The sequence below is a fragment of the Marinitoga okinawensis genome, from assembly GCF_055387075.1.
The window spans coordinates 737,708-760,968 of sequence record NZ_AP042422.1 but is presented as its reverse complement, the minus strand read 5'-3'; the positions used below and the strand labels follow the sequence as shown (position 1 = coordinate 760,968).

The following is a 23,261-nucleotide window of genomic DNA, read 5'->3' as shown; positions in this document are numbered from 1 at the left end:
ATTACCGTAAAATTCCGCCATTATGTTCCTCACTTAACTTAATGTATATTAATCCCGATGTTTTAAAAATATCATATTTGCTCTTTAGTAAATTTATTTTATTTTCTTTTGCTTTCTTAATTGTTTCTATTTCAAATTCAAATCCTTTTGGAATAACAATTGTATTTATTTCAACTATACTAGCTACAGCAATAATATTAGGATGTGTTTGATGAGTTATCCATATTGAATCTGTTTGTGCATTTCTCATAATTTCACTAAGAAGATCTCCAATATATCCATTTTTTATTTCTATGAAATCATCAAAAACTAAAATCTTCTCCAAAAAATCATCTTTTATTAATGAAGATAATTTCACAATCTCACCCCTAAAATAAATTATTTATAAAAAATCATTTCAATTATGACTCCTTTCCCTACTTCTGAAATAATAGTCATTTTATCAGAAAAACGCTTCATATTAGGCAATCCCATTCCAGCACCAAAACCTTGAGATCTAACTTCCTCAGTTGCTGTAGAAAAACCTTCTTGCATAGCCATTTCAACATTTTCAATTCCTTTTCCATAATCTTTAATTAATAGTCTTATACTATCTTCAAAATCCCAACAAAAAATTTTTCCGTATGATTCTGAATGGATAATTACATTTGCTTCAGCTTCATAAGTTGCAATAGATATTTTTCTAACTAACTTTTCATTAATTCTTATTTTTTTTAGAAAACTTTTTAATTTTGTTGCACCTATTCCTATTTTTGATATATCTGTATAATCTATATTAAATTCAAAAGATATTTTTTTATTATCTAAAATTTCTCCCGTAAGTTTAGATGTATATTCTTCATAATCTAAAATTTTTTTCCTTCTATCATCATGAATATATATTGTCCCTAACTTCTCAAATAACCATGATATAACATCGTATTTTGTAATAATACCGATTACTTTATTTTCATTATTTATAACTGGATATCTCCCAAATTTGTACTCTTGAGATACATTCATAAAATCCGACAATGTATTATCCTCATAAAATGATTTAACATTAACTGTCATCCACTTTTCAACAGGATCATTTAAACTCCCGTTTTCTAATACTTTTATAATGTCTTCTATACTTATAATACCTTCTAACATTAATCCCTTTTTTACAACAGGTAATCCTGATATTTTTTTCACTTTCATTATATTTTTTACCTGTTTTATAGAAGTTTTTGGAGTCACAACTATAGCTGGTGAAGTCATTATTTCTCCTATTTTTGTTTCAGAAAAAAATTGAGATAAAATTTCTAATAAATTATTATTATTTATCATCTTTATACACCTTATCTGTTTCCATTGCATCCTTTATACCAAGATTATACAATTTTGCACAAGTATAATACATAGAGTAATCTGTAGTCAAAATAGGAATTTCACAATCTTCAATTAAATTAAAAAAATTTTTCGGAATAGTTTTACCTCTCACAAATAAAATAGCATTTGCTTCTATAACAGAAGCTGTTGTAAGCGTTTGTGGTGTTGCTAATCCTGTAATTATTAACATATTTGGTTTTGAAAAAGCCAAAAAATCACTCATTAAATCTGAAGCGCCTGCATATAAAACTTCTATTTCATTAAAATCAGAAGTTTTATGAATCACTCTGGCATTTAATTTATTAGAAATTTTATACAATCTCATTATAATAAATCTCCTCTATATTCAAATTTCATAAACGCTTCAAATGCCCATGGCAATTTTTCTTTAAAGATTTCTGCTAATACTAAAGCATATTGTTGAATTTCCCATTGAGCATGTGAATCACCTCTAAGATTTAAGAAGTTCATTAATGATCTGGTATTTACAGTCCAGTAGAATTGTGTATATTGTCCTACAGGTAAAATCATTCTTGCCATTTCTCTGGCTACACCCATTTCTAATAACTTGTTATATGTTTCATATAAATAATCATAAGTATATTTAATAACGTTAATGGCTTTATTTTCCATATGTTTATCTTCAGTTGGTACAGAACCCTGTTTATTTTTTGTGTCTTGAGTCCTTATATGATTTGGAATATAAAATTCCTCTGCATATTTTGTGGTATATCTTCTTGAAATTTCATTATAACTACCAATTCTATGCCTCATCCATTGTCTGGCAACAAATATAGGTGTTTTTATGTGAAATGTAAATACTTGATGTTCAAAAGGACTATGATGTTTATGTTCCATCAAATAATCAATAAGCTTTTTATCCCTTTTTGCTGTAGATAATTCTTTTCCATATGAAACCCTTGCTGCTCTTACCGCAGCCCTATCATCACCAAGCATATCTATTAATTTTACAAATCCCTTATCCAATACTTTTTTTTCAATCATTTTTTTCACCTTCATTATCATTTTCTTCAAACATTTTTATCTTTTCTTTTTTTTCTTTTCTTTTTTCATAATATATTAAAAAAGAAATTGATCCAACCACCAATAAAATTATAGGGAGCAAATAATTTATCATAACTTCTATTTTTATTTCATTTCTTAGTTTTTTCAAAGCATTTTTAGCTTCTTCGGATATATTTGGATTTATTGTTATGGCTTTATTCAAAGCAATTCTAGCAAGTGTTTTATATTTATTTTTATCTACTTTCAACATAACTAAAGCCCATTTTGAAAGTACTCTTGCATTTTCAGAATTATAACTCAAAGATTTCTTATAATATTCCATTCTTTGGATATTGGTATCTGCATAATCTCCCAATAATTCATAACTCAAAAATAATATTTTCGTATTTTGGGTTTGAGAAATAATTTTATTTAAAACTATATCCTTCGCTAAATCTTCATTATTATTTTCAAAAAAATGTTTTGCTATTAGCAAAAGTATATTATCTTTAGTTTCAGGCTCTCTAATATAATATTTTGAGACTTTTTCAAATAAATCTTTATCTTCCTTATCCTTGTTTAATTGTGTAGATATTAATAAATATGTTTCTATTATTTTTTTATTTTCAGGAAACTCTATTGCGGCCTTTTTTATAAGATTATATGATTCTTTTTTATTTCCATAAATTTTAGATCTAAATAAAATATTAGATTTATAATACAAAAAAAATGGGGTATTTCCCATTATATTTATACTATTTTCAATTTTATCTAATATTTCTTTTACTAATTTAGGATCTCCAGTTATTAACCATTGTTTATATTGAAATTCTATTAATAATACTTTTATCAAATTCGAATTTGGATACTTATTTTTTAATTCCTGGAATTTTTTTATAGGTTCTATAGTTGTTTGCGGATTGAGCAAAGCCATCAAATCAAATATTTGCTTTTCTTCTATGGATAAATCATCATCAAATTTTATTCTTAACTCATTTGCTGCTTTTAAATAGCCACTATACCCAGTTTCAAAGTATTTTTTTAAATACCCAAAAATTTTAATATCTATCTCATTCGACTCTATCATACTATCATTATTAAATGTTTTTACATAAAAAGAATATACATTTTCTGAATCAGAAAAAATAATCACAGCAACTATTGTTAAAATAAAAATTAATACTATTTTCTTCATTGTAACCCTACTTTCCTTCATTATATGCATATAATTTTATCTCATCTTCTACATTCATTAATTGAACTTTACTTATTCCTTTATCTGTACTAAAATACTTATTATTAACTCTTATATTAACCCCTGGATATAACATTTTACGAGCAACAACCACTCCTGAAGATTTTGACTCTTCTATTTTTCTTTTAATTTCAATTGCTCTCTTTTTATTTTCTTCCAATCTGCTCTTTATTTCATTCGCTCTATTGATTAATTTTTTTAAATATATAATAGATTCATTTTTTACTTTCATTTGCTTTACTTTTTTAAGTAATGAATTAATTTGTGGAGTCATAGCTTTTAATTCTACAGTATCTTTTTTTATTATTTCAATCAAATTTTTATATTCTTCAAATAATTTAGGATCCACCCCTACTTCAATTTCTGTCGTCACTCCCATAGGACTACCTATATAATAAGCTTCAACCTTTCTTAGAGCTTTAATTGAACCACCAACTATTCTACTGTTATAACCATCAAGTATTACTTCCTGAGCAGAATTTATTTTACAATTAATTATTGATTTATCAATAATTATAGATTCTTCAGCTTCTAAAGTAGCATTTTCCGCAAATTTTGCATAAATATTTTTAGCCTTTACAAAACCTTTATTTCCTCCTTTAATACCATTACTTTTTACGTTTTTCTTGGAATATACTTTTGCTTGTTCAATTTCGCCATATATCTCGATGTCACCATCAGCTTCTACTATAAAATCCGGTCTTACTGATCCCCTTATTATAACCTTTCCTGGAAATCTTATATTTCCTGTATTAAAATCAACATCTCCTCTAACTTCATAAATTTCTTCTATAGAGATATGCAATACTTCATCAATATCTTTTTTTATAATTAATTCACCGGAAGCCATTGCAACTATATTGCCTTCATCATCTTTTTCAACATTATTTTCCAAAAATACTTTTGCAGGATTGCCCGATAACCCAGGAATTTCATTTCCCATTACATCTTTACCAGGCTTACCTATAGTTGGAGGATGAATAAACCCTATCTTTTCTCCTATATTAACAGTAATTATATTTTTAGCAAATTCACGAAAATCTATTTTTTCGTGATTAGAAATTTCTTTTTTTACTTCATCAACTTTATATAATTCCACATATCCAGGATTCCCTTTTTGAGGCATTGTTGCTTCTGCTATAACTACAGATTCATTATAAACTGGATTTAGAGCCATTTGCCTTAACACTTCATATTTAATACCATGTCTTATACCAGCATCTTGAAGGGTTCTTAATAACTCTCCATCTGTAGGTATTCTACCATCATATATTAAAGTTATATAAGCTTTTAATTTGTCTTCACTGATTTTAACTTTGGTTATTGCCATGTTTTAATCCCCCAAATCTTTCTTTAATATTAAGAGATTGCCTTCTTCATTTATATCTTTCCACATCATATCGTCAAAAACCTGAGTTATTATATGAACTCCTAAACCATGATCTTTAATTTCATCTAAATCCCTTGATTTAACTTGATTTTTATCAACTTTTTCGCCATAATCTCTAATGCTTAAATAAAAAATATTATTTTTAATTTCAAACTTAACAAAAATTTCATTTTCTTCGTTAAATTTGTATGTATGTTCAATAACATTTGCAACAGCTTCATTTAAAGCTAATTCCATAAAAAATATTTGTTCTTCATCATTATAATCATTTAATCTCAAGAAATATTTCATAGCTTCTCTTAAAATTTTTATATACTTAGTCTTACTAAGTATTTTAATTTCTAAAGTCTCCATAATATCCCCCTAAACAACTATAAATTTTGATTTCCAATTTCCAATCTTATTTCTACCATTTTTAATATTTAAATCATCCGCTATTTCTTTTTTTATTATTATTATTTTAGGTTTTAAATTTTTTATTATTTCTAAACCATATTTATATAAATATCTTGGATACAAATCTTCTGGTATTTTCAACAATTCTTTATTCATTAAATGGGTAAAATCAAAATCCAATATTTTAGATAAAAATTTTTTCCTTTTTTCAAAAGAACGTATCCTTAATTCTTCTGCTTCAATCAGTGAATATTCACAACCACAGTAATTTTGCCTATATATATTATTTACTTTACAAAATTTTGCACCTTCTGATATTGCATTATTCGCTCTAAAATTATCATAATAAAATGTGATATTATATTTATTGCTTAACTCTTCAGCTATTTTTTTTATATCTTCATGTTTCTTTCTTGGGCTGGACAATAATGTTGTAGTAAATACATTATATCCCCTTTTTTTAGCTTCAATTACAGATCTTTCCATTCTAAAATACATACACTTATAGCATCTTATATGTTCATCTTTTATATTTATATTTTTCATAATCTCCGTAAACTCGTTATGATTATACTTTTCTTTTATTTCTTCAAAATTCCACATTTTTTTCAGTTTCAAAAATGCATTATATCTTTTTTCATATTCAATTTTTGGATATATGTTAGGATTATAGAAATAAGCTACATACTCTATATTTTTCTCTTTTAATTTTTTATGAGCCAGTATTAAGTCAGCAGCACAACAAACATGCAAAAATACTTTCAAAATTCAACAACTCCCTTAATTTTATTTATTTGAAAAATATTTAATCCAACTCTTTTTAACTCATCTAAATTTTCTATTTTTTTTATTTTTCTATAATTAATTATCTTCTTTGCACTTTCTGGACCTATGCCCGGTAATTTAATTAAAGTTTCATATTTCGCTGTATTAAGATTGATTTTTTCATCTTTTTTGAGTGTATATATACTTTTAGATAAATAAAAATATTTTTTAATTTTTAAATAAGTTTTTTCTCCTATTCCTTTTATTTTCATTAAATCCTCAATTGATGTAAAGCCTACATTTTGTGCATAATTTTTAATATCTGTTGCTTTTTTTATACCGATACCAGGAACTTTCATAATCTCTTCTATTGTAAAATTTGATAAATCTATTTTATCATATTTATTTTTCGTATTTTCTTCTTTTGAATTTTTTATAAAATCAAAAGAGAAAAAAATAAAAATACTAAATAATATTATTACAAATATAATAATATTTCTTTTATTCACCTGTATCACCAAATATAATAAAACTTTTTAAAAATCTATCTGCTACACTTAAACCTGTAAGTTGCAATATTTTTTTCTCATCAATTTTTCCCATATAATTTTTTGCTTCAGTTATATCTCCAAAAAGGCCTTCACATATCGCAAAATAATTTTTTCCACTATTTTGAAATCTTCCTTTATAAACAAAAACAGGTATCCCCGCATTTCTTAAAGTTAATGTAGTAAAAAATGCATCTTCTTCCGTTAAATAAAGTCGTAATTGAACTGTATAAACTTTCTGTTCTCCATTATTTATTTCTTTTGAATATAAAGAAAATAAATCAGTTGCAATTTGAGTTATAAAGTATTCTTCATTGTGCTCTAATAAATTTACACTTTGGAAAAATGCATCCTTCTTATTTAATATTATTAAGCCACCTTTTTCACCATTTTGAAAACTACTTTTTGATTTTTTTATTAAATAAAATAAATCTACTTTTTCTTTTTCAATTATTCCTTTTGATTTTATGTTTAAAAATTTGTTTATTTGATCAAAATTAATTTTTATTTCTTCTGGTAAATTAATTTTAGAATTTATAGGTGGTGTTTTATCGTTTTTTAACTCATTAATTTTTATTTCAAGATTTCGGATTTTATATTTTAAATATAAAGTATAAGATGTTGTTATCGCTAATATTACTGGAACTATTATTAATAAAAGAGTTATAAAAAATAATCCCCAATTTTTTTTATTTCTAATCACAAAAATCCACCTCTAAAGTATTCTTTAACTTCTTTAACTATATTTTTAATTTCATCATACGGTATTTTATATGATATAATTTTCCCAGAAGATGTAAACAGAGAAAATTCTTTTTTACAGTAAAAATCATTAAAATCTATACTTTCTATTAATTTATATGGAATATCAAAATTTTCTTTTAATTCTTTTTCAATTTTCTCAAACATTTCAAAATCTAAAAAACCATAATACCATGAAATATATAATTCTATTAAAAAACTCATCGCAAAAACCTGCGGAAATGATTTATTAAAACCACTCTTTTTATTATAAAATAATGTAATAATATTTTCACCTGGAAATTTTCTATATTTGCTTTTTAAATAATATATCCATTGTTTAACAGAAAAATATATATACTCTTGTAAATCAATTTCTGAAAAGATCAATTTAGAATAATTTAACGATAAATCTGATATTTTAGAATCTAATATTTTTCCTAATAGATAAGGTATAATAAACATATTTTTCATTTCTTTTTGAGGTATTGTTTCAAAAAGCTTTGTATCAATATTTACTTTTTTTGGGTATCCTTTTTGAACCAAAAAATCTTTCTTCCAGTTAAAATTTAAATAATATTTACCTTTTAAGGGTAACATAATGGCTGAATTTAATGTAGATGGATAAAAGGAATAATTTGAAATATTAATATTTTCCAAAGTATATCCTGATAATTCTAAAACACTATATCCACCAAAAATATTCACATAATTTATATCAAAATTAGATAATCTTAAAACAAGAGTTAAATATTTATCAAAACTCTTGAGATTTTCATTTCCTATTAATGGAATTTCATTATTTAATTTTATTTTATTAAAAAAACTTATTTTTTTATCATACAAATAAAAATTGTTATATTTTTTTATATCAAAAACTTTTCTAAAATAATCATAACCTATGTTAATTTCTACAGTTTGACCTTGTTTTGCTTCATAAATAAATTGTTTCAAAATTTCACCTCAGATAATTAAACCATTAAACAAATTATCAATAACCTTTTCATTAACGTGTGAATTAAATCCACTTTCTTGAACTATTAATTTTGGTATATTTAAATATGATAACATATTCCCAATATCCTTATAATCTTCATCTTTTAAATTAAATGTTGTTGATAAATCTTTTTCATGAGTATTGGATCCAAAAGATATTATAAAGAAATCAGGATCAAAGTCTTCAATTTCCAATAAAGCTTTTTCTAAAACTCTCAAATAAACCCTTCCATTAATGTTATCTTTTAATGGAAAATTAATATTATATCCTTTCCCATCATTTTCTCCAATTTCCCATTCATAACCTGAGATATATGGATAATGAAGAGAAGGATTTCCATGAATACTAATCGTCAAAACTGTATTATCCTCATAAAAAATTTCCTGAGTACCATTCCCAGCATAAAAATCTAAATCTAAAATAGCAATATAAATATCACCATTTTTCTGTAAATATCTTGCAGCTAAAGCTGCATTATTAAAATACGATTTCCCACCACAATTTGAAATTCCTGCATGATGTCCTAATGGTCTTGAACACGAATAAACTAATTCTTCTCCTTCTAACAACAAAGATGCGCCTGTTAATGCACATTTTGCACTTATCCATGCCATTTCAAATGTGTTTTTACTAATTGGTGTTTGTGTATCTAAACACATATCGTATCCAAATACCTTTGGATAATATTCTTGATTATCTTCTAATTCATATTGTTTTTCCTTTAACCATTTTATATAATCAGATGAATGAACAAAATATAGATATGATCTTGGAAAATCTTTAGATCCAGTTATTACATCACCATATTTCAATTGCAATATTTCTTTTATAGTCTCAATTCTTCCAGGTTTATCTGGGTTTTCTTTTATTTTAAATCCATCAAATTCGGTTTTTGGCGAATAAAAAACATGTCGAGGATCATAAACAACTTTCATAAATTTTCCTCCATTTCGGATATAAGATTTATCCTTCTTTCGTGTCTACCTCCTTCAAATTCTGTATTCAAAAATGTATCAACTGTCCATTCAGCAAGCTCAAATCCCATTGTCCTACCGCCCAATACTAATACATTCGCATTATTATGTTGTCTAGCTAATTCTGCCATCTTAGGATAATAAGCTAAAGCCGCTCTAATACCTTTAATCTTATTAACAGCTATTGACATCCCCAAACCAGTTCCACACATTAATATCCCATAGCCTGCTTCTTTATTAGCCACTCTTTCTCCAACTTTTTTAGCATACACTGGATAATCAACTCTATCTTCTGAAAATGGTCCTTCATCAATTACTTCAAAACCCTTATTTTCCAAATATTTTTTTAAATGTTCTTTCATCTTATATGCTGCATGATCAGATCCAATCGATATTTTCATTAAGAATCACCTCTTTTATATTTATTATTCCAATTACTTTAAATTTCTCGTTAAAAATCAACATCATTCCTTTTGAATAATTATCAAAATCTTCTTTTAAAATTATGTTTTTATAGATTTTATTATTTAAGGATATTTTAATTCCTGATATGGTCTTTAAGTATAATGGATTATCATATAAATTTATTTTACCATTAGTATATTCACCATCGATTTTAATTATTCCAAAATCATTAGAATTTAAAACTTTTATACCTCTTGATTTTCCAGATAATTCTACATATCCTTTTTTTTCTAGAGATTTTAAATGAGAATAAATAGTTGAGGTACTTTTTAAATTAAAATAATCCTTCATCTCACGCATAGAAGGTGGATATCCCTTTATTCTAACATAAAATTCTATATACTCTAATATTTTTTTTTGTTTTTCTGTAATTCTTTTCATATATTCACCTAGATATCAAATATAACTCTTACTTTTACCTCGTTATCTTCATTAATTATTTTCGGATATGCGACCGCTTTTATATCTTCTTCACCTTTTAAATTCATAATTTTTGAAAAAGAAATTTTTATACTGTTTTCATTTGTTTCAACTTTTGATGGAAAAAAACCTTCATATATCTTATTTAAAGAATAATTCCCTATATCAAATATTATATCATCTATATTTTTTTTATTAATATTATACACATATTCTTTTTCTAATCCTCCAACTATTGGAATAAATATCTTATTAAAGGCATCAAATAAATCTTCTATTATTTCATCTAATCCTTTCCCATGTAACTCAAACATTATATCTGCAACATGATTTAATTCTTTACTCATCAATTATCACCGCAGCATCTGCAACAGTATCGTCTTTATCAACTCTAATTGCTCTTACCCCTATAGCATACCTACTTAATGTAGAAATAGTAGAAACTTCTTCACGAATTGCTTTACCTAATTTAGTAAAAACTATAATATGACTATCTTCGTCAACTGTTAAAGCTTTTACAATATCTCCTATCCTAGTGGTTTCTTTAACACATTTTAAACCTACACCACCACGATTTTGTAATCTAAAATCATTAAAACTTACTCTTTTAGCATATCCATATTCCGTTATCAATAATAAACTTTTATCTTTATCAACTTTTACTGCATTTACAACATTATCATTTTCTCTTAGTTTTATTGATCTTACACCTGCTGCTGCCCGACCCATAACTCTTACGTCTGGAACCTTGAATTTTAGACTCATTCCTTTTTTACTTATTACTATTACCTCATCATTTTCTTCAACAATTAAAGCGTCAACTACCATATCGTCTTCTTTTATAGTAATGGCTTTTAATCCATTTTTTCTAATATTAGAAAACTCTGTTAAAGAGGTTCTTTTTACTGTTCCATTTTTTGTAAATAACATAATGAATTCATTTTCTAAATCTTTTTCATTTTCAATTGCAATTATTGTTTTTATTTTTTCATCGTTATCTAAATACAGATAAGAGCTTATGTGTTTTCCTTTGGTCTCTTTACTACTTTTTTCTATATTATATGCATTTAATTCAAATGCTTTTCCTTTAGAAGTTATAAATAAAAGTCTTGATAAACTATTGGTCTGCAGGACTTGAATAATAAAATCATTATCCGATTTTTTTATTGCTCTTGAACCTTTTCCGCCCCTATTTTGAACTTTATATTCATCACTGCTCATAGCTTTTATATAACCCCATTGAGTTAAAACTACTACTAAATCTTCTTCTTCAATATTATCCGCTTCATTTATTTTAGAACCTTGATTCGTAATTTTTGTTCTTCTATTATCTCCAAATTTCACTTTTATTTCTTCTAATTCTTTTTTTATCACTTCAAACATTTTTTCTTTATTATTTAATATATCCATTGCTGTTTTAATCTTTTCAGTTAACTCAGCATATTCTTTTTCTAATTTTTCACCTTCTAATTTAGATAAACTAATTAATCTCATATCAACAATAGCGTTTGCTTGTTCTTTAGTTACATTTATTATTTCCATTAAACTATTGATAGCATCTTCTCTTCCTTCCGATTGTCTGATTATTTCTATTACAGATTCTATACCTTCAGAAGCTTTCATTAAACCTTCTACAATATGAGATCTTTTTCTTGCTTTATCTAATTCAAATTGTGTTCTTCTTGTAACAACATCAACTCTATGTTTTATAAATGCTTCAAGTATTTCTTTTAAATTCATAACCCTTGGTTTTCTTTTATCTATAACAGTCATTTGAACAGCAAAAGATATCTGTAAAGATGTATGTTTCAATAATTGATTTATTATTCTTTGCGGATTAACATTCTTCTTTAATTCTATAACAACTCTAATACCTTCTTTATCTGATTCGTCTCTAATATTTCTTATTCCTACGTCTTTTTTATTTTCCTTTTGTTTAGTAACATAATTAGCTATTTGAGTAATCAAATCTGATTTAGGAACCCCGTATGGAATTTCTTTAATAACAATACTCATTCCATTTTTATTTTCTTCTAAATCATATTTTGCTCTAATATGAAATGAACCTCTACCAGTTTTATAAATATCTTTAATTTTTTCACCATCAACAATTATTCCGCCAGTAGGTAAATCAGGACCTTTTATATGTTTCATCAAATCTTCAACATCTGCCTCTGGATTATCAATCAATAATTTAATACCTTCAACTAATTCATTTAAATTATGAGAAGGGATATTCGTTGCCATTCCAACTGCAATACCATTTACTCCATTCATCAACAAATTTGGTATCCTGGTTGGCAAAACAGATGGTTCTTGTAAAGAACCATCAAAATTATCTAACATATCTACAGTATTTTTGTCTATATCCATTAACATATATTCAGCCATCTCATGCATTTTTGCTTCTGTATACCTCATGGCAGCTGGAGGATCTCTATCTACAGAACCAAAATTTCCCTGTCCAATTACCAAGGGGTATCTCAAACTAAAAGGTTGTGCCATTCTTACTAATGCATCATATATTGCCGCATCACCGTGAGGGTGATACTTACCCATAACCTCACCAACAATACGAGCACATTTTTTATAAGCTGCTGTATGTCTTAAATTTAATTCATCCATTGAATACAATATTCTTCTTTGAACTGGCTTTAAACCATCTCTTACATCAGGAATAGCCCTACTCGTAATAACACTTAGAGAATATAACAAATACGATTCTTTAAGCTCTTGTTCAAATGATTTATTTAAAATATCACTCATTAAAAATTACCCTCCCAAATTACGAAATTTTAGCTCCAGGTTCAATATCACCATCTGTTGTTAATAAAACTAATTTATCATTTATTTTTGCTGCTAATAACATTCCATTGGACTCAATACCCATCAATTTTGCAGGTTTTAAATTTGCAACTATAATTATTTTTTTACCGATTAAATTTTCTGGTTCATAATAATTTGCAATACCTGCTACAATTTGTCTTTTTCCTAATTCACCTAAGTCTAATTGAAGTTTTATTAATTTCCTGGATTTTTTAACTTTTTCTGCCTCTAAAATTTCTGCAACTCTTAAATCAATATTTTTAAAATAATCTATATCAATTAAAACATTTTCCAATTTTTCTTCAGATTTCTTTTCTTCCACCTTTTTTTCTTCCATCTTTTTCTCCTCCTTTTTCATAATAATGACTTTTTTCCACGTTTTTACATCTATTCTTTTAAAAACAGGATCTCCTATATTAACCTTTTTCCCAGATTGTAATAACCCTATTTTAATATTTTCATTTCTAATATATTTTTCAGGGTTTTCAATTGATAATTTTTCTAATATTTTTATTGTAGTGTTTGGCATTATTGGAGATATCAATAATGAAATTATCCTGATAGAATCCAATAAATTATACATTACAGTAGACAATCTTGACTTTTTGCTTTCATCTTTTCCTAATAACCAAGGCTCTGTTAAATCTATATATTTATTTGTAAACCTTACCAATTCCCATAAACTTTCTAAGGCATGTGTAAATAAGTATTTATCCATATAATTTTCATATTTTTCTATTGTTACGTTTATTAAATCATATAATTGATTATCAACATTTTCTTTAACTTCAGGAGTTGGAATAACCCCATCAAAATATTTATTAACCATAGATAATGTTCTGTGAACTAAATTACTTAAATCATTTACTAAATCCGAATTATATCTTGTTATTAAATTATCTTCTGAAAAATCACCATCTTTACCAAAAACAATATCTCTCATCAAATAATATCTTATTACGTCATTTCCATATGTTTTTACTAAAATTCTAGGATCTATAGCATTTCCTAAAGACTTAGAAATTTTTTCACCATTCACAGTTAACCAACCATGAGCAAAAACCTTTTTAGGTAAAGGTAATCCAACTGACATTAACATTGCAGGCCATATCAAAGAATGGAATCTATTAATTTCTTTTCCAATTAAATGCAAATCAGCTGGCCAATATTTTTCAAATAATTCTTTATTTTCAGGATATCCCAGGGCACTAACATAATTTATTAAAGCATCAACCCAAACGTAAATAACATGTTTTGGATCATTGGGCATTGGAACTCCCCAATCAAATGTAGTACGTGTGATACTTAAGTCTTTTAATCCACTTTCCAAAATCTTTATCATTTCATTTTTTCTAAACTCCGGTTCAACAAAATCAGGATGTTCCTTGAAATGCTTTTTCAATGGTTCATTATATTTTGATAATTTAAAAAAATAATTTTCTTCTTCTACCCAATTAACTTCTCTACCACATGAAGGACAAACCTTTTTCCCATCTTTTTCTTCTATTTCATCTTTTGTCCAATATGTTTCACAAGGTACACAATACCATCCTTCATATTTTCCTTTATAAATATCCCCATTTTCCAGCATTTTTTCAACAAAAAATTGAACAGTTTTCATATGTTGTTCATCAGTTGTTCTAACAAAATAATCATTTGTAATTTGCAATTCTTTCCACAAGTCTCTAAATTTCCCTGATAATTCATCACATAATTCCTTTGGATCTATATTTTTTGCTTTTGCTGTTTGTAATATTTTTTGTCCATGTTCATCTGTTCCAGTTAAGTAAAATACATCAAATCCTCTCATTCTTTTATATCTTGAAATTATATCTCCTACAATAGTAGTATAACTTGAACCAATATGCGGTTCAGCATTAACATAATAAATCGGAGTAGTTACATAAAATTTTTCCATTGTTCAATCCTCCTATCTTTTTCTTGTTAATACTATTATACCATATACTACCTCAAGTAAAATTAAGAAGTTTTTAAAATTTTGGTCATACTATATTATTATAAAATGTTCAAAAAGTATAAAATCACTCAGACGCTCGATTGCTTATCTTTAAAAATTATTCATGAACATATTTTTAATGCATAAGATTAAAAGTAGTAGACTGTTGATAAAATAAAATATGAAAAAGTAATATGAGAGAATCCTTGAAAATTCCAGAAAAGATATGAATGAAGCCGGATAAAGTCACATGGATGTGATTTTAAGCGAAGCCAATCAGGATGTGCGTCTGAGCGCCCGGCGAGAATGAATTTTTTTGAGGATTAGAATTTTCACTGGATGAACGAATATTGTTTTGAATATTTTATTTTGAACTTTGTCTACAACTGATATTTTTAATCCATAGCATTAAAAATAGATAAAAGTTTTTATATTAATAAAGCAATAATTTTAGTTTATAATGTTTAAATTTTCGCAAAGCGAAGCTTAGGCAATCTTCGAGTCTTCATTTCTTTTATACTTTTTGAACATTTTTATATAATTGATTTTATTACCTTCATATTTTTTTTACCATAAAAAGTTGTTTTATTTAAAATGATATGTTAAAATAAAAAAAACATAAAATGACAAGGAGGATTTAATTATGAGAATGTCAAAATATTATGCTCCAACATTAAAAGAGGTACCAAATGATGCAGAAATTAAAAGCCACGAATTATTGGTAAGAGGCGGATTTATAAGAAAAACAGCCTCAGGTGTATATACTTATCTACCATTAGGAACAAAAGTTTTGAAAAAAATAGAAAATATAGTTAGAGAAGAAATGGAAAAAATCGGTTCACAAGAAATTTTAATGCCAATAATTCAACCTGCAGAAATTTGGCAAGAAAGCGGAAGATGGGATGATTACGGACCAGAAATGATGAAATTAAAAGATAGACACAACAGAGATTTCACTTTAGGTCCTACTCATGAAGAAATGATTACCACCATTATAAAAAATGAATTAAGATCATATAAACAATTACCTATTTCTTTATTTCAAATAGCTAATAAATACAGAGATGAAATAAGACCAAGATTTGGTGTTTTAAGAGCAAGAGAATTCATTATGAAAGACGCATATTCTTTTCATGATTCTGAAGAATCTTTAGATAAAACATATAATGATTTTTATAAAGCTTATGAAAATATATTAAATAGATTAGGTGTGGATTATTTAGTTGTAGAAGCTGATACTGGAGCTATTGGCGGAAGCGATTCTCACGAATTCCAAGTAAAAGCTCAATATGGCGAAAGTACAATATACTATTGTGATTGTGGTTATTCAGCAACTGACGAAAAAGCCGAATCTAATCTTTTATTTAATTATGAAAATGAACCAGAAAAAAACATAGAAAAAGTTGATACTCCCAATGTTAAAACAATTGATGATGTGGCTTCTTTCTTAAATATTTCTAAAGGAAAAATTGTAAAATCCTTACTATTTAAAGGAAGAGAAGGTTGGGTCTTAGCTTTAATCAGAGGAGATTTTGAATTAAATATTTCTAAATTAAAAGCTTTCATGAATGATCAAACTTTAGCTTTAGGAGAACCAGATGATATTAAAAAAGAATTTGGTGTAGAAATTGGGTTTATAGGTCCAGTTGGAATTAAAAATGTAAAAATAATAGCTGATAATAGCATAAAAGGTATGAAGAACTTTGTAGTAGGAGGCATGGAAAAAGATAAACATTATATTAATGTTAACACTGATAGAGATTTTGAAATAAATTCTTTTGCTGATATTAGAACTGTTTCAAAAGGCGAACCATGCCCTAAATGTGGTGCTCCGTTAAAAGAAATTAAGGGTATTGAAGTTGGACAAGTATTTAAATTAGGTACTAAATATTCAGAAAAATTAAATGCTTTTTATGCAACAGAAAACGGAAAACAAAAACCATTTATAATGGGTTGTTATGGTTGGGGTGTATCAAGAACTTTAGGAGCTATTGTTGAACAGTTACACGATAATTATGGTATGATATGGCCAAGATCCATTGCACCTTTTGAGATTGTTATAATCCCTGTTTCTATGAAACAAAAAGAATTAGTAGATAAGGCCGAAGAAATTTATAACCTTTTAAAAGATAAATATGATGTTTTATATGATGACAGAGATGCCTCACCTGGTTTTAAATTTAAAGATGCTGATTTAATAGGTATTCCTTTAAAAATGGTTTTAGGAAAAAAATTAAAAGATGGGAAAGTTGAATTAAAATTAAGGTATGAAAAAAGTTCTCAAGAAGTTGAAATTTCCGATTCTTTCGATAATTTATTAGAAATCATTGAGAAAAAATTAAACGAATACGACCCAAAAATTTACGTAAACTCTATTGACAAAGAATGATCTTCATGTTATAATTGTTGTGCGTCGGAGAGGTGGCCGAGTGGCCGAAGGCGCTTGCCTGCTAAGCAAGTGAGGGTTATTACCCTCCGTGGGTTCAAATCCCACCCTCTCCGCCATTTTTTTTACCTATTTTTATATGTGCCCGTAGCTCAATTGGATAGAGCATTGGACTGCGGATCCAAAGGTTGCTGGTTCAAATCCAGTCGGGCACGCCAAAAAAGAGAAGAGCGTCTGCTCTTCTCTTTTTTACCATATGTATTTATCTTTTAATATTTTTTTAGTTTTATCAACAATATTATAATACTCACTTTTAATATTATCATTCAATAAAGTAGGATCAATTGTTAAAACATATTTTTTATATCCTTCTATTATCTCTTCTTGAAGCAACCTCTTCTTACTAAATAATTCTATGTATTTTTTTAATTTATAACTTGAAACTTTATTATATTCAGCTATTTTTTCTTTTTCTAACTTTTCTAATTTTTCTATAGATACTTTCAAATCCTCATAATATTTCTCAAATCCTTTTATTTTAACCATTTTATTGAAAACATAATCCAAATAATTTATATCTTTTTTAACATTCTCATTATAACTTGTTTTAGTTAAATAATCAATTTCTTTATTCACAATATTCTCGAATTTTGAGTAAACTTTTTTAGTTATATTTCCAAAAGAGAAATTTACATCTTTATCGTTATTAAAATTAATATATTTTTCAGCTATATTATTATACATTAGTACCATTTCTATAAGTTTAAATTTATCAGATGCTATATAATCATTTAACTCCTTTATTAAAGATACTATATCTTTTTTATTTAGTATATATTCTATTTTTTTATAATATTTATTTTGACTATCTTCTATTGTATTATTCAAATTTGATATAAGTTGATCAATGCTATTTATCCTATCTTCAATAATTTTTAATTCAGGACTATAATCTTTTTGGTTTATAGATTTGATTTTTTCATTTAAATCACTATAAATTTTATCTCTCATTTCTTCTAATTTATTAAAATAATTACTCATATTATCATTTAATTTATTAACTTGTATAACTATACTATCCATTTTATCTTCCAATTTACTATCTTTATTTTTTTCTTGGAAACTAGCCATATTTTCTATACTTTTAGAAATTTCATTTGATGATTCAATTAGTTTATCAATACTATCTTTTATACTAGCAATATCGCTCAATTTATTATCAATACTATCCAGCTTATTTTGAAGTATATTATTATTACTAATTTTTTCATCCAAAATATTATTGATGTCCTCCAATAAAGATTTTGATAGCATATTAAATTGGTTGGTAAAATCAACATTTATTTTAATATTTTTTATTTCATCTAATATAGAACTTTCTTGAGAAAATTCTAGTTTATCTATAATTTTCTTATTTTCTTCAAGACTTAATAATATATCAGGTATTTTTCTTGTATTAGAATTAATAATATCTAAAACTTGAAAATTATTATTTAATTTTTCTAAATTATTGTTTAATCCCTCTAAATTTTCAACTTTCATTTTAATTTCATCAATATTATTTTCTATAGACAATTTAAAATAGTATTGTTCAACCAAAAAATAAGCTACTACAACTATAATAATAATGTTTAAAAATATAATTATTTTTGATAATTTAAAAATCTTCATATTATAATCATTTTTATTTTTGCTATGAGTATCTTGAGAATTTTTTATTTCTAACTTTTCTTCTTTTTTAAATTCACCATTTACCATTCTAATTCCCCCTATTCATAATTATCTAATTTATTATATCACAATTTTTTATGAGTTATAAGATATTAATTAACTCTATCTATCACTTATACTAATTTTATTATAAAAAGGTATTATTTTCATATAAACATATTTAAATATAATTATAATAAAAATTCTACATATTTCTATCATTTTTAACTTTATTTAATTTATTTTTTTTGATATAATATCATTATGACTATAAAACTGTGGAAATCAAGGAGGATTAAAATGAATAAAAATAAATCGAATGTTAGATTTTTTAATTCTTTTGGATTTAAAATAGGCATGTTAATATTATTATTTTCAGTTATTCCACTTATTATTATCTCGTTAGTGGTTAACTTTTCTATAAAAAAACAAGAAGGCTTAATTAAAAATTCTATTGAAAAACAAATTATATCTATACAAAATAATTACAAAGAACAGTTTCAAAATTACAACAAACTCTTAAAATCACAAATAGAGGAATATAATGACAACCTCTCAGAACAAATTCAGAAATTAAATAAAGAAGTAAACAAAAAATTTGACGAATTTTTCATTGAAAATTACGATAAGAATTTATCAACTTTATTTTCCATATTTGAAAATAAAAGAAAAGAAAATATAAATAATCAAGGGATTTTTCTTAATTCAATTTCAAGGAATTCAGAAATTAAAGAAAAAGCTGCTTCAGGATCTATATCTATTATAAATAGATATAGTTTATTGCAACCATATGCTGAATTAAATGTATTTGACGGAATCCAACTATGGTTGGTTAATCCAAAAATATTCACAAAGAAAAATGCATTTACAATAACAATAAGTGATTCAACTTATAAAATTCAAAAAAAAGCTGAAAGTTATATGCCAGGAAAGGATAATTTAAAATCTCTTAATATAATAAATACTGTTAAAATGTATTCAAACACTATAATAACAAAAAATCTATCTTACGGCATCAATAAAATTATTTTTATAAATGAAAAACCTTATTTTATTTCTATTACACCTGTTTATGACCCAGTTTCAACTCAGAAAATAGTAGGAATATTGGTAGGTTTAAAAATTTTTGGTTATGAAGATATTGTTGAAATAGGTAATTTAATTGATGCATATTTGGTCTTTTATTCTTCTAATGGAAAACCATTATTTGGTAACATTCCAACATCAAATTTAAAATTTAATCCATCAAATGTCAATAAATTTATTACTGAAAAATTGCTGAATAAAGAAACAAGAAGCTTTTATACAACATCACAAATTTTTCCTTTTATGTACATTCAAATATCAAAACCTATAGTAAAGACTGAAACAAAACTGAATATAAGTTTAAAAAAAGATTTCACATTACCTCAGTTTAAAACACAAAACATATCTTTAAACTTAAATATAGACATGAATGAAGTTATAAAAGTTATTATTATAGTTATTCTGTTCATTATATTTATCTCAATCATTATCTCATTATATATGGGAAAAAAATTATCTAAAGACTTATATATTGTTGCAGAAAATCTTGATAATATTTCTAAAGGAAATTTAAAAGATATTAAAAAATTATCCAGAGAAAAACTTGATGAAATAGGCATTATGATGAATAAAATCCATAGCACTATAGATTTCCTAATTAAATTATTTAAGGAATTGAATGAATATTCTTATAAGCTAAATAATGCATCAAACGAAATTGATGAATCTTCTGAAAAACTTGAAAAAACCAAGGATACTATTGATAGTCTTGTTGAAAATATTAGAAATTTAATAAATGATTTATCTGAATTCTTAATTTCTTTAGATAATAATATAGAAATATTATTTAATAATAGCGATGAAATCAAAAACGAAGCTAGTACAATAGAAAAAACTATAAATAAATTAAGTGAATTTAATCAAACAACTAAAAATATGACTTTAGAAAGCAAAGAAACCACAAATACTATAGATATTATGATAGAGAATTTATTTATAAGTTTTAATGAATTCAACAACAAAGTGGAAAATATTTTCAATTTTGTAGAAAAAATATCCGACATTGCAAAACAAACAAATTTATTAGCACTAAATGCTGCTATAGAAGCTGCAAGAGCTGGTGAAACTGGTAAAGGTTTTGCTGTGGTTGCTGATGAAATAAGGAGTTTATCAATTGAAACTAACGATATTGCTATAGATATCTCAAAACAAATTAGTATATTAAAAGATGATATGGAAAAATTGTTAAAGGAAGTTCATTCTTCAAAAGAAAATGTCCATAACTTGGATACAATTATGAATAAATTCGAAAATGATATGAACGAAATTAATAATCTTACAATAGAGTTAAATGATGTTTTTGTGATATTGAAAAGAATTATAGAAAATCAAAATGATATTTTAAAAACTTTCGAAGATAAGAAAAATGACATAAATGAATTTTTATTATCTTCAAAGAATAAAATAATAGAATCTTCAAATATAGTTGATAATGAAACAGAAATAATTAATATCCTTATTAAGCAATCCGAGAAATTACAAGAAACTTCAAAAAAATTAATGTCTATAATATCTTTCTTTAAGTTAAATTAATTTTTTAAAATTTTCTTGTCTAAATTTATTTATTCTTATATTGAAAAATTTATAGATTATGATATAATTTTTTATATATTTTATATTGGGGGTGTTTTTTGTGGAGAGGGAAGAGATTCTAAAATTTATAGAATCAGAAAAAATTAAGTTCATCAGACTACAAATTACTGATATTAATGGATTGTTAAAAAACGTAGAAATACCATGGGATGAATTAAGGAACTCATTTGAAAAAGGTACTATGTTTGACGGTTCTTCCATAGAAGGTTTTGTCAGAATTGAAGAATCTGATATGTATTTAAAACCAGATCCTTCAACTTTTACGATTTATCCTTGGACTGATAAAGGGTATAAATCAGCAAGATTAATATGTGATGTATATAATTCTAACGGAACCCCATTTGAAGGTGATCCAAGATACAGATTAAAATTAGCCTTAGACAATTTAAAGAAAAATGGTTTTTCTGCTTATGTTGGTCCAGAACCAGAATTCTTCTTATTACCTAAAGATCCACAAACAAATAAACCAATATTAGAATTTTTAGACAATGGAGGATATTTTGACCTTTTGCCTATTGACCAAGGTGAAGAAACAAGAAAAGATATTGTTTTAGCTTTAGAAGAAATGGGAATAAATGTAGAAGCATCACATCACGAAGTTGCTCCTTCACAACATGAAATAGATTTTACTTATGATGAAGCTCTCAAAACCACTGATAATATTCAAACTTTTAAATTAGTTGTAAAAACAATAGCATTATTAAAAGGATTACACGCAACTTTTATGCCAAAACCATTTTTTGGTATAAACGGTTCAGGTATGCATACTCATTTAAGCTTATTTAGAGACGGAGAAAACACATTTTACGATCCCAAAAAACCTTTTGAAGTAAGTGACACATTGAAATTCTTCGTTGGTGGTGTATTAAAGCATATAAAAGCAATAACAGCTATAGCGAATCCTACAATAAACAGTTTTAAAAGACTTGTACCAGGATATGAAGCACCCGTCAATATCGCCTGGTCACAAAGTAACAGAAGCGCTTTAATCAGAGTTCCTGCTTCAAGAGGAAACGGAACTAGAATCGAAGTAAGAAGTCCGGATCCTACAGCTAATCCATATTTATTGTTAGCAACATTGTTTGCTGCAGGGCTAGAAGGTGTTAAAAATAATATAGAACCGCCAAAAGCAGTTTCTGCAAACATTTATCATATGACACCAGAAGAAAGAGATAAAGTTGGAATTGAACAATTACCTTCTAATTTAAAAGAAGCCATAGATGAATTAAAAAAGGATAATTTAATGAAAGAAGTTTTAGGAGAACATATATTTAATAAATATATTGAATTAAAAGAAAGAGAATGGAAAGAATATTCTATTAATGTAACCAACTGGGAAATTAATAAATATTTATGGATTATGTAACATTTATCTATTATAATAATATATGGTT

At 25.6% G+C, this 23,261-nt stretch carries 21 protein-coding genes and 2 tRNA genes; 5 read left to right on the top strand and 18 right to left on the bottom strand.

Annotated elements, in window-relative coordinates; all coding sequences use genetic code 11:
* Position 1: 1 nt before the first annotated feature.
* From ACZ5CK_RS03795 to metG, 17 genes are read right to left on the bottom strand one after another with little or no spacing between them, the layout of a single operon-like run.
* The gene (locus ACZ5CK_RS03795; RefSeq protein WP_464582570.1) at positions 2 to 358 is read right to left on the bottom strand and encodes an iron-sulfur binding hydrogenase; all 357 of its coding nucleotides are present in this window, start codon (positions 356 to 358) and stop codon (positions 2 to 4) included.
* A gap of 20 nt (positions 359 to 378) precedes the next feature.
* Positions 379 to 1,311 carry a CBS domain-containing protein gene (locus ACZ5CK_RS03790; protein ID WP_464582569.1) on the bottom strand — a complete coding sequence of 311 codons (933 nt, stop codon included), beginning with the start codon at positions 1,309 to 1,311 and terminating at the stop codon, positions 379 to 381.
* A complete protein-coding gene (locus ACZ5CK_RS03785) occupies positions 1,301 to 1,678 on the bottom strand; it encodes a DRTGG domain-containing protein (protein ID WP_464582568.1) in 378 nt (125 codons plus the stop codon). The genes ACZ5CK_RS03790 and ACZ5CK_RS03785 overlap by 11 nt, the downstream gene beginning before the upstream one ends.
* Positions 1,678 to 2,358 (bottom strand): FAD-dependent thymidylate synthase, encoded by a 681-nt coding sequence (gene thyX, locus ACZ5CK_RS03780; RefSeq protein ID WP_464582567.1) that lies wholly within the window; start codon positions 2,356 to 2,358, stop codon positions 1,678 to 1,680. Before thyX ends, ACZ5CK_RS03785 begins: the two co-directional genes overlap by 1 nt.
* On the bottom strand, positions 2,351 to 3,553 hold the full coding sequence (locus tag ACZ5CK_RS03775; protein ID WP_464582566.1) for a tetratricopeptide repeat protein: 1,203 nt from the start codon (positions 3,551 to 3,553) through the stop codon (positions 2,351 to 2,353). Before ACZ5CK_RS03775 ends, thyX begins: the two co-directional genes overlap by 8 nt.
* A 7-nt stretch (positions 3,554 to 3,560) precedes the next feature.
* Positions 3,561 to 4,943 (bottom strand): DUF342 domain-containing protein, encoded by a 1,383-nt coding sequence (locus tag ACZ5CK_RS03770; protein WP_464582565.1) that lies wholly within the window; start codon positions 4,941 to 4,943, stop codon positions 3,561 to 3,563.
* A gap of 3 nt (positions 4,944 to 4,946) precedes the next feature.
* Positions 4,947 to 5,357 (bottom strand): ATP-binding protein, encoded by a 411-nt coding sequence (locus tag ACZ5CK_RS03765; RefSeq protein WP_464582564.1) that lies wholly within the window; start codon positions 5,355 to 5,357, stop codon positions 4,947 to 4,949.
* Between the two features lie 9 nt (positions 5,358 to 5,366).
* Positions 5,367 to 6,164 (bottom strand): epoxyqueuosine reductase QueH, encoded by a 798-nt coding sequence (locus ACZ5CK_RS03760; protein ID WP_464582563.1) that lies wholly within the window; start codon positions 6,162 to 6,164, stop codon positions 5,367 to 5,369.
* The gene (locus tag ACZ5CK_RS03755) at positions 6,161 to 6,673 is read right to left on the bottom strand and encodes a ComEA family DNA-binding protein (RefSeq protein ID WP_464582562.1); all 513 of its coding nucleotides are present in this window, start codon (positions 6,671 to 6,673) and stop codon (positions 6,161 to 6,163) included. Before ACZ5CK_RS03755 ends, ACZ5CK_RS03760 begins: the two co-directional genes overlap by 4 nt.
* Complete coding sequence (locus tag ACZ5CK_RS03750) at positions 6,666 to 7,415, bottom strand: hypothetical protein (RefSeq protein WP_464582561.1); 750 nt, start codon at positions 7,413 to 7,415, stop codon at positions 6,666 to 6,668. The genes ACZ5CK_RS03755 and ACZ5CK_RS03750 overlap by 8 nt, the downstream gene beginning before the upstream one ends.
* Positions 7,412 to 8,407 (bottom strand): hypothetical protein, encoded by a 996-nt coding sequence (locus tag ACZ5CK_RS03745; RefSeq protein WP_464582560.1) that lies wholly within the window; start codon positions 8,405 to 8,407, stop codon positions 7,412 to 7,414. Before ACZ5CK_RS03745 ends, ACZ5CK_RS03750 begins: the two co-directional genes overlap by 4 nt.
* A 9-nt stretch (positions 8,408 to 8,416) precedes the next feature.
* Entirely contained in the window at positions 8,417 to 9,385 is a 969-nt protein-coding gene (locus ACZ5CK_RS03740) for a histone deacetylase family protein (protein ID WP_464582559.1), read from the bottom strand.
* Entirely contained in the window at positions 9,382 to 9,825 is a 444-nt protein-coding gene (gene rpiB / locus ACZ5CK_RS03735; RefSeq protein WP_464582558.1) for a ribose 5-phosphate isomerase B, read from the bottom strand. The genes ACZ5CK_RS03740 and rpiB overlap by 4 nt, the downstream gene beginning before the upstream one ends.
* Positions 9,803 to 10,270: a LexA family protein gene (locus ACZ5CK_RS03730; RefSeq protein ID WP_464582557.1), complete on the bottom strand. Its 468-nt coding sequence runs from the start codon at positions 10,268 to 10,270 to the stop codon at positions 9,803 to 9,805. The genes rpiB and ACZ5CK_RS03730 overlap by 23 nt, the downstream gene beginning before the upstream one ends.
* 8 nt (positions 10,271 to 10,278) lie before the next feature.
* Positions 10,279 to 10,656, bottom strand: coding sequence for an archease (locus tag ACZ5CK_RS03725; RefSeq protein ID WP_464582556.1), 378 nt, complete (start codon positions 10,654 to 10,656; stop codon positions 10,279 to 10,281).
* The gene (gyrA, locus tag ACZ5CK_RS03720; RefSeq protein WP_464582555.1) at positions 10,649 to 13,075 is read right to left on the bottom strand and encodes a DNA gyrase subunit A; all 2,427 of its coding nucleotides are present in this window, start codon (positions 13,073 to 13,075) and stop codon (positions 10,649 to 10,651) included. The genes ACZ5CK_RS03725 and gyrA overlap by 8 nt, the downstream gene beginning before the upstream one ends.
* Positions 13,076 to 13,094: 19 nt before the next feature.
* The gene (gene metG, locus ACZ5CK_RS03715) at positions 13,095 to 15,053 is read right to left on the bottom strand and encodes a methionine--tRNA ligase (protein ID WP_464582554.1); all 1,959 of its coding nucleotides are present in this window, start codon (positions 15,051 to 15,053) and stop codon (positions 13,095 to 13,097) included.
* A 682-nt stretch (positions 15,054 to 15,735) separates the two neighbouring features.
* On the opposite strand from metG, the gene ACZ5CK_RS03710 reads away from it, so the two are divergent.
* From ACZ5CK_RS03710 to ACZ5CK_RS03700, 3 genes are all read left to right on the top strand, one after another.
* Complete coding sequence (locus tag ACZ5CK_RS03710; RefSeq protein ID WP_464582553.1) at positions 15,736 to 17,481, top strand: proline--tRNA ligase; 1,746 nt, start codon at positions 15,736 to 15,738, stop codon at positions 17,479 to 17,481.
* A 26-nt stretch (positions 17,482 to 17,507) separates the two neighbouring features.
* Positions 17,508 to 17,597, top strand: a tRNA-Ser gene (locus ACZ5CK_RS03705).
* Between the two features lie 22 nt (positions 17,598 to 17,619).
* A tRNA-Arg gene (locus ACZ5CK_RS03700) sits at positions 17,620 to 17,696 on the top strand.
* A 31-nt stretch (positions 17,697 to 17,727) separates the two neighbouring features.
* Here ACZ5CK_RS03700 and ACZ5CK_RS03695 read toward each other — a convergent pair.
* Positions 17,728 to 19,236, bottom strand: coding sequence for a V-type ATP synthase subunit I domain-containing protein (locus tag ACZ5CK_RS03695; RefSeq protein ID WP_464582552.1), 1,509 nt, complete (start codon positions 19,234 to 19,236; stop codon positions 17,728 to 17,730).
* A gap of 252 nt (positions 19,237 to 19,488) precedes the next feature.
* Between ACZ5CK_RS03695 and ACZ5CK_RS03690 the strand changes: the two genes are divergently transcribed.
* Positions 19,489 to 21,807, top strand: coding sequence for a methyl-accepting chemotaxis protein (locus tag ACZ5CK_RS03690; protein ID WP_464582551.1), 2,319 nt, complete (start codon positions 19,489 to 19,491; stop codon positions 21,805 to 21,807).
* A 100-nt stretch (positions 21,808 to 21,907) separates the two neighbouring features.
* Positions 21,908 to 23,233: a type I glutamate--ammonia ligase gene (glnA, locus tag ACZ5CK_RS03685; RefSeq protein ID WP_464582550.1), complete on the top strand. Its 1,326-nt coding sequence runs from the start codon at positions 21,908 to 21,910 to the stop codon at positions 23,231 to 23,233.
* Positions 23,234 to 23,261 lie beyond the last annotated feature (28 nt).

Excerpts from the sequence above, each read along its gene's own strand:
- ACZ5CK_RS03790 (WP_464582569.1), bottom strand. The coding sequence starts at position 1,311 with ATGATAAATAATAATAATTTATTAGAAATTTTATCTCAATTTTTTTCT.
- ACZ5CK_RS03785 (WP_464582568.1), bottom strand. The coding sequence starts at position 1,678 with ATGAGATTGTATAAAATTTCTAATAAATTAAATGCCAGAGTGATTCAT.
- thyX (WP_464582567.1), bottom strand. The coding sequence starts at position 2,358 with ATGATTGAAAAAAAAGTATTGGATAAGGGATTTGTAAAATTAATAGAT.
- ACZ5CK_RS03775 (WP_464582566.1), bottom strand. The coding sequence starts at position 3,553 with ATGAAGAAAATAGTATTAATTTTTATTTTAACAATAGTTGCTGTGATT.
- ACZ5CK_RS03770 (WP_464582565.1), bottom strand. The coding sequence starts at position 4,943 with ATGGCAATAACCAAAGTTAAAATCAGTGAAGACAAATTAAAAGCTTAT.
- ACZ5CK_RS03765 (WP_464582564.1), bottom strand. The coding sequence starts at position 5,357 with ATGGAGACTTTAGAAATTAAAATACTTAGTAAGACTAAGTATATAAAA.
- ACZ5CK_RS03740 (WP_464582559.1), bottom strand. The coding sequence starts at position 9,385 with ATGAAAGTTGTTTATGATCCTCGACATGTTTTTTATTCGCCAAAAACC.
- rpiB (WP_464582558.1), bottom strand. The coding sequence starts at position 9,825 with ATGAAAATATCGATTGGATCTGATCATGCAGCATATAAGATGAAAGAA.
- ACZ5CK_RS03730 (WP_464582557.1), bottom strand. The coding sequence starts at position 10,270 with ATGAAAAGAATTACAGAAAAACAAAAAAAAATATTAGAGTATATAGAA.
- ACZ5CK_RS03725 (WP_464582556.1), bottom strand. The coding sequence starts at position 10,656 with ATGAGTAAAGAATTAAATCATGTTGCAGATATAATGTTTGAGTTACAT.
- gyrA (WP_464582555.1), bottom strand. The coding sequence starts at position 13,075 with ATGAGTGATATTTTAAATAAATCATTTGAACAAGAGCTTAAAGAATCG.
- metG (WP_464582554.1), bottom strand. The coding sequence starts at position 15,053 with ATGGAAAAATTTTATGTAACTACTCCGATTTATTATGTTAATGCTGAA.
- ACZ5CK_RS03710 (WP_464582553.1), top strand. The coding sequence starts at position 15,736 with ATGAGAATGTCAAAATATTATGCTCCAACATTAAAAGAGGTACCAAAT.
- ACZ5CK_RS03695 (WP_464582552.1), bottom strand. The coding sequence starts at position 19,236 with ATGGTAAATGGTGAATTTAAAAAAGAAGAAAAGTTAGAAATAAAAAAT.
- ACZ5CK_RS03690 (WP_464582551.1), top strand. The coding sequence starts at position 19,489 with ATGAATAAAAATAAATCGAATGTTAGATTTTTTAATTCTTTTGGATTT.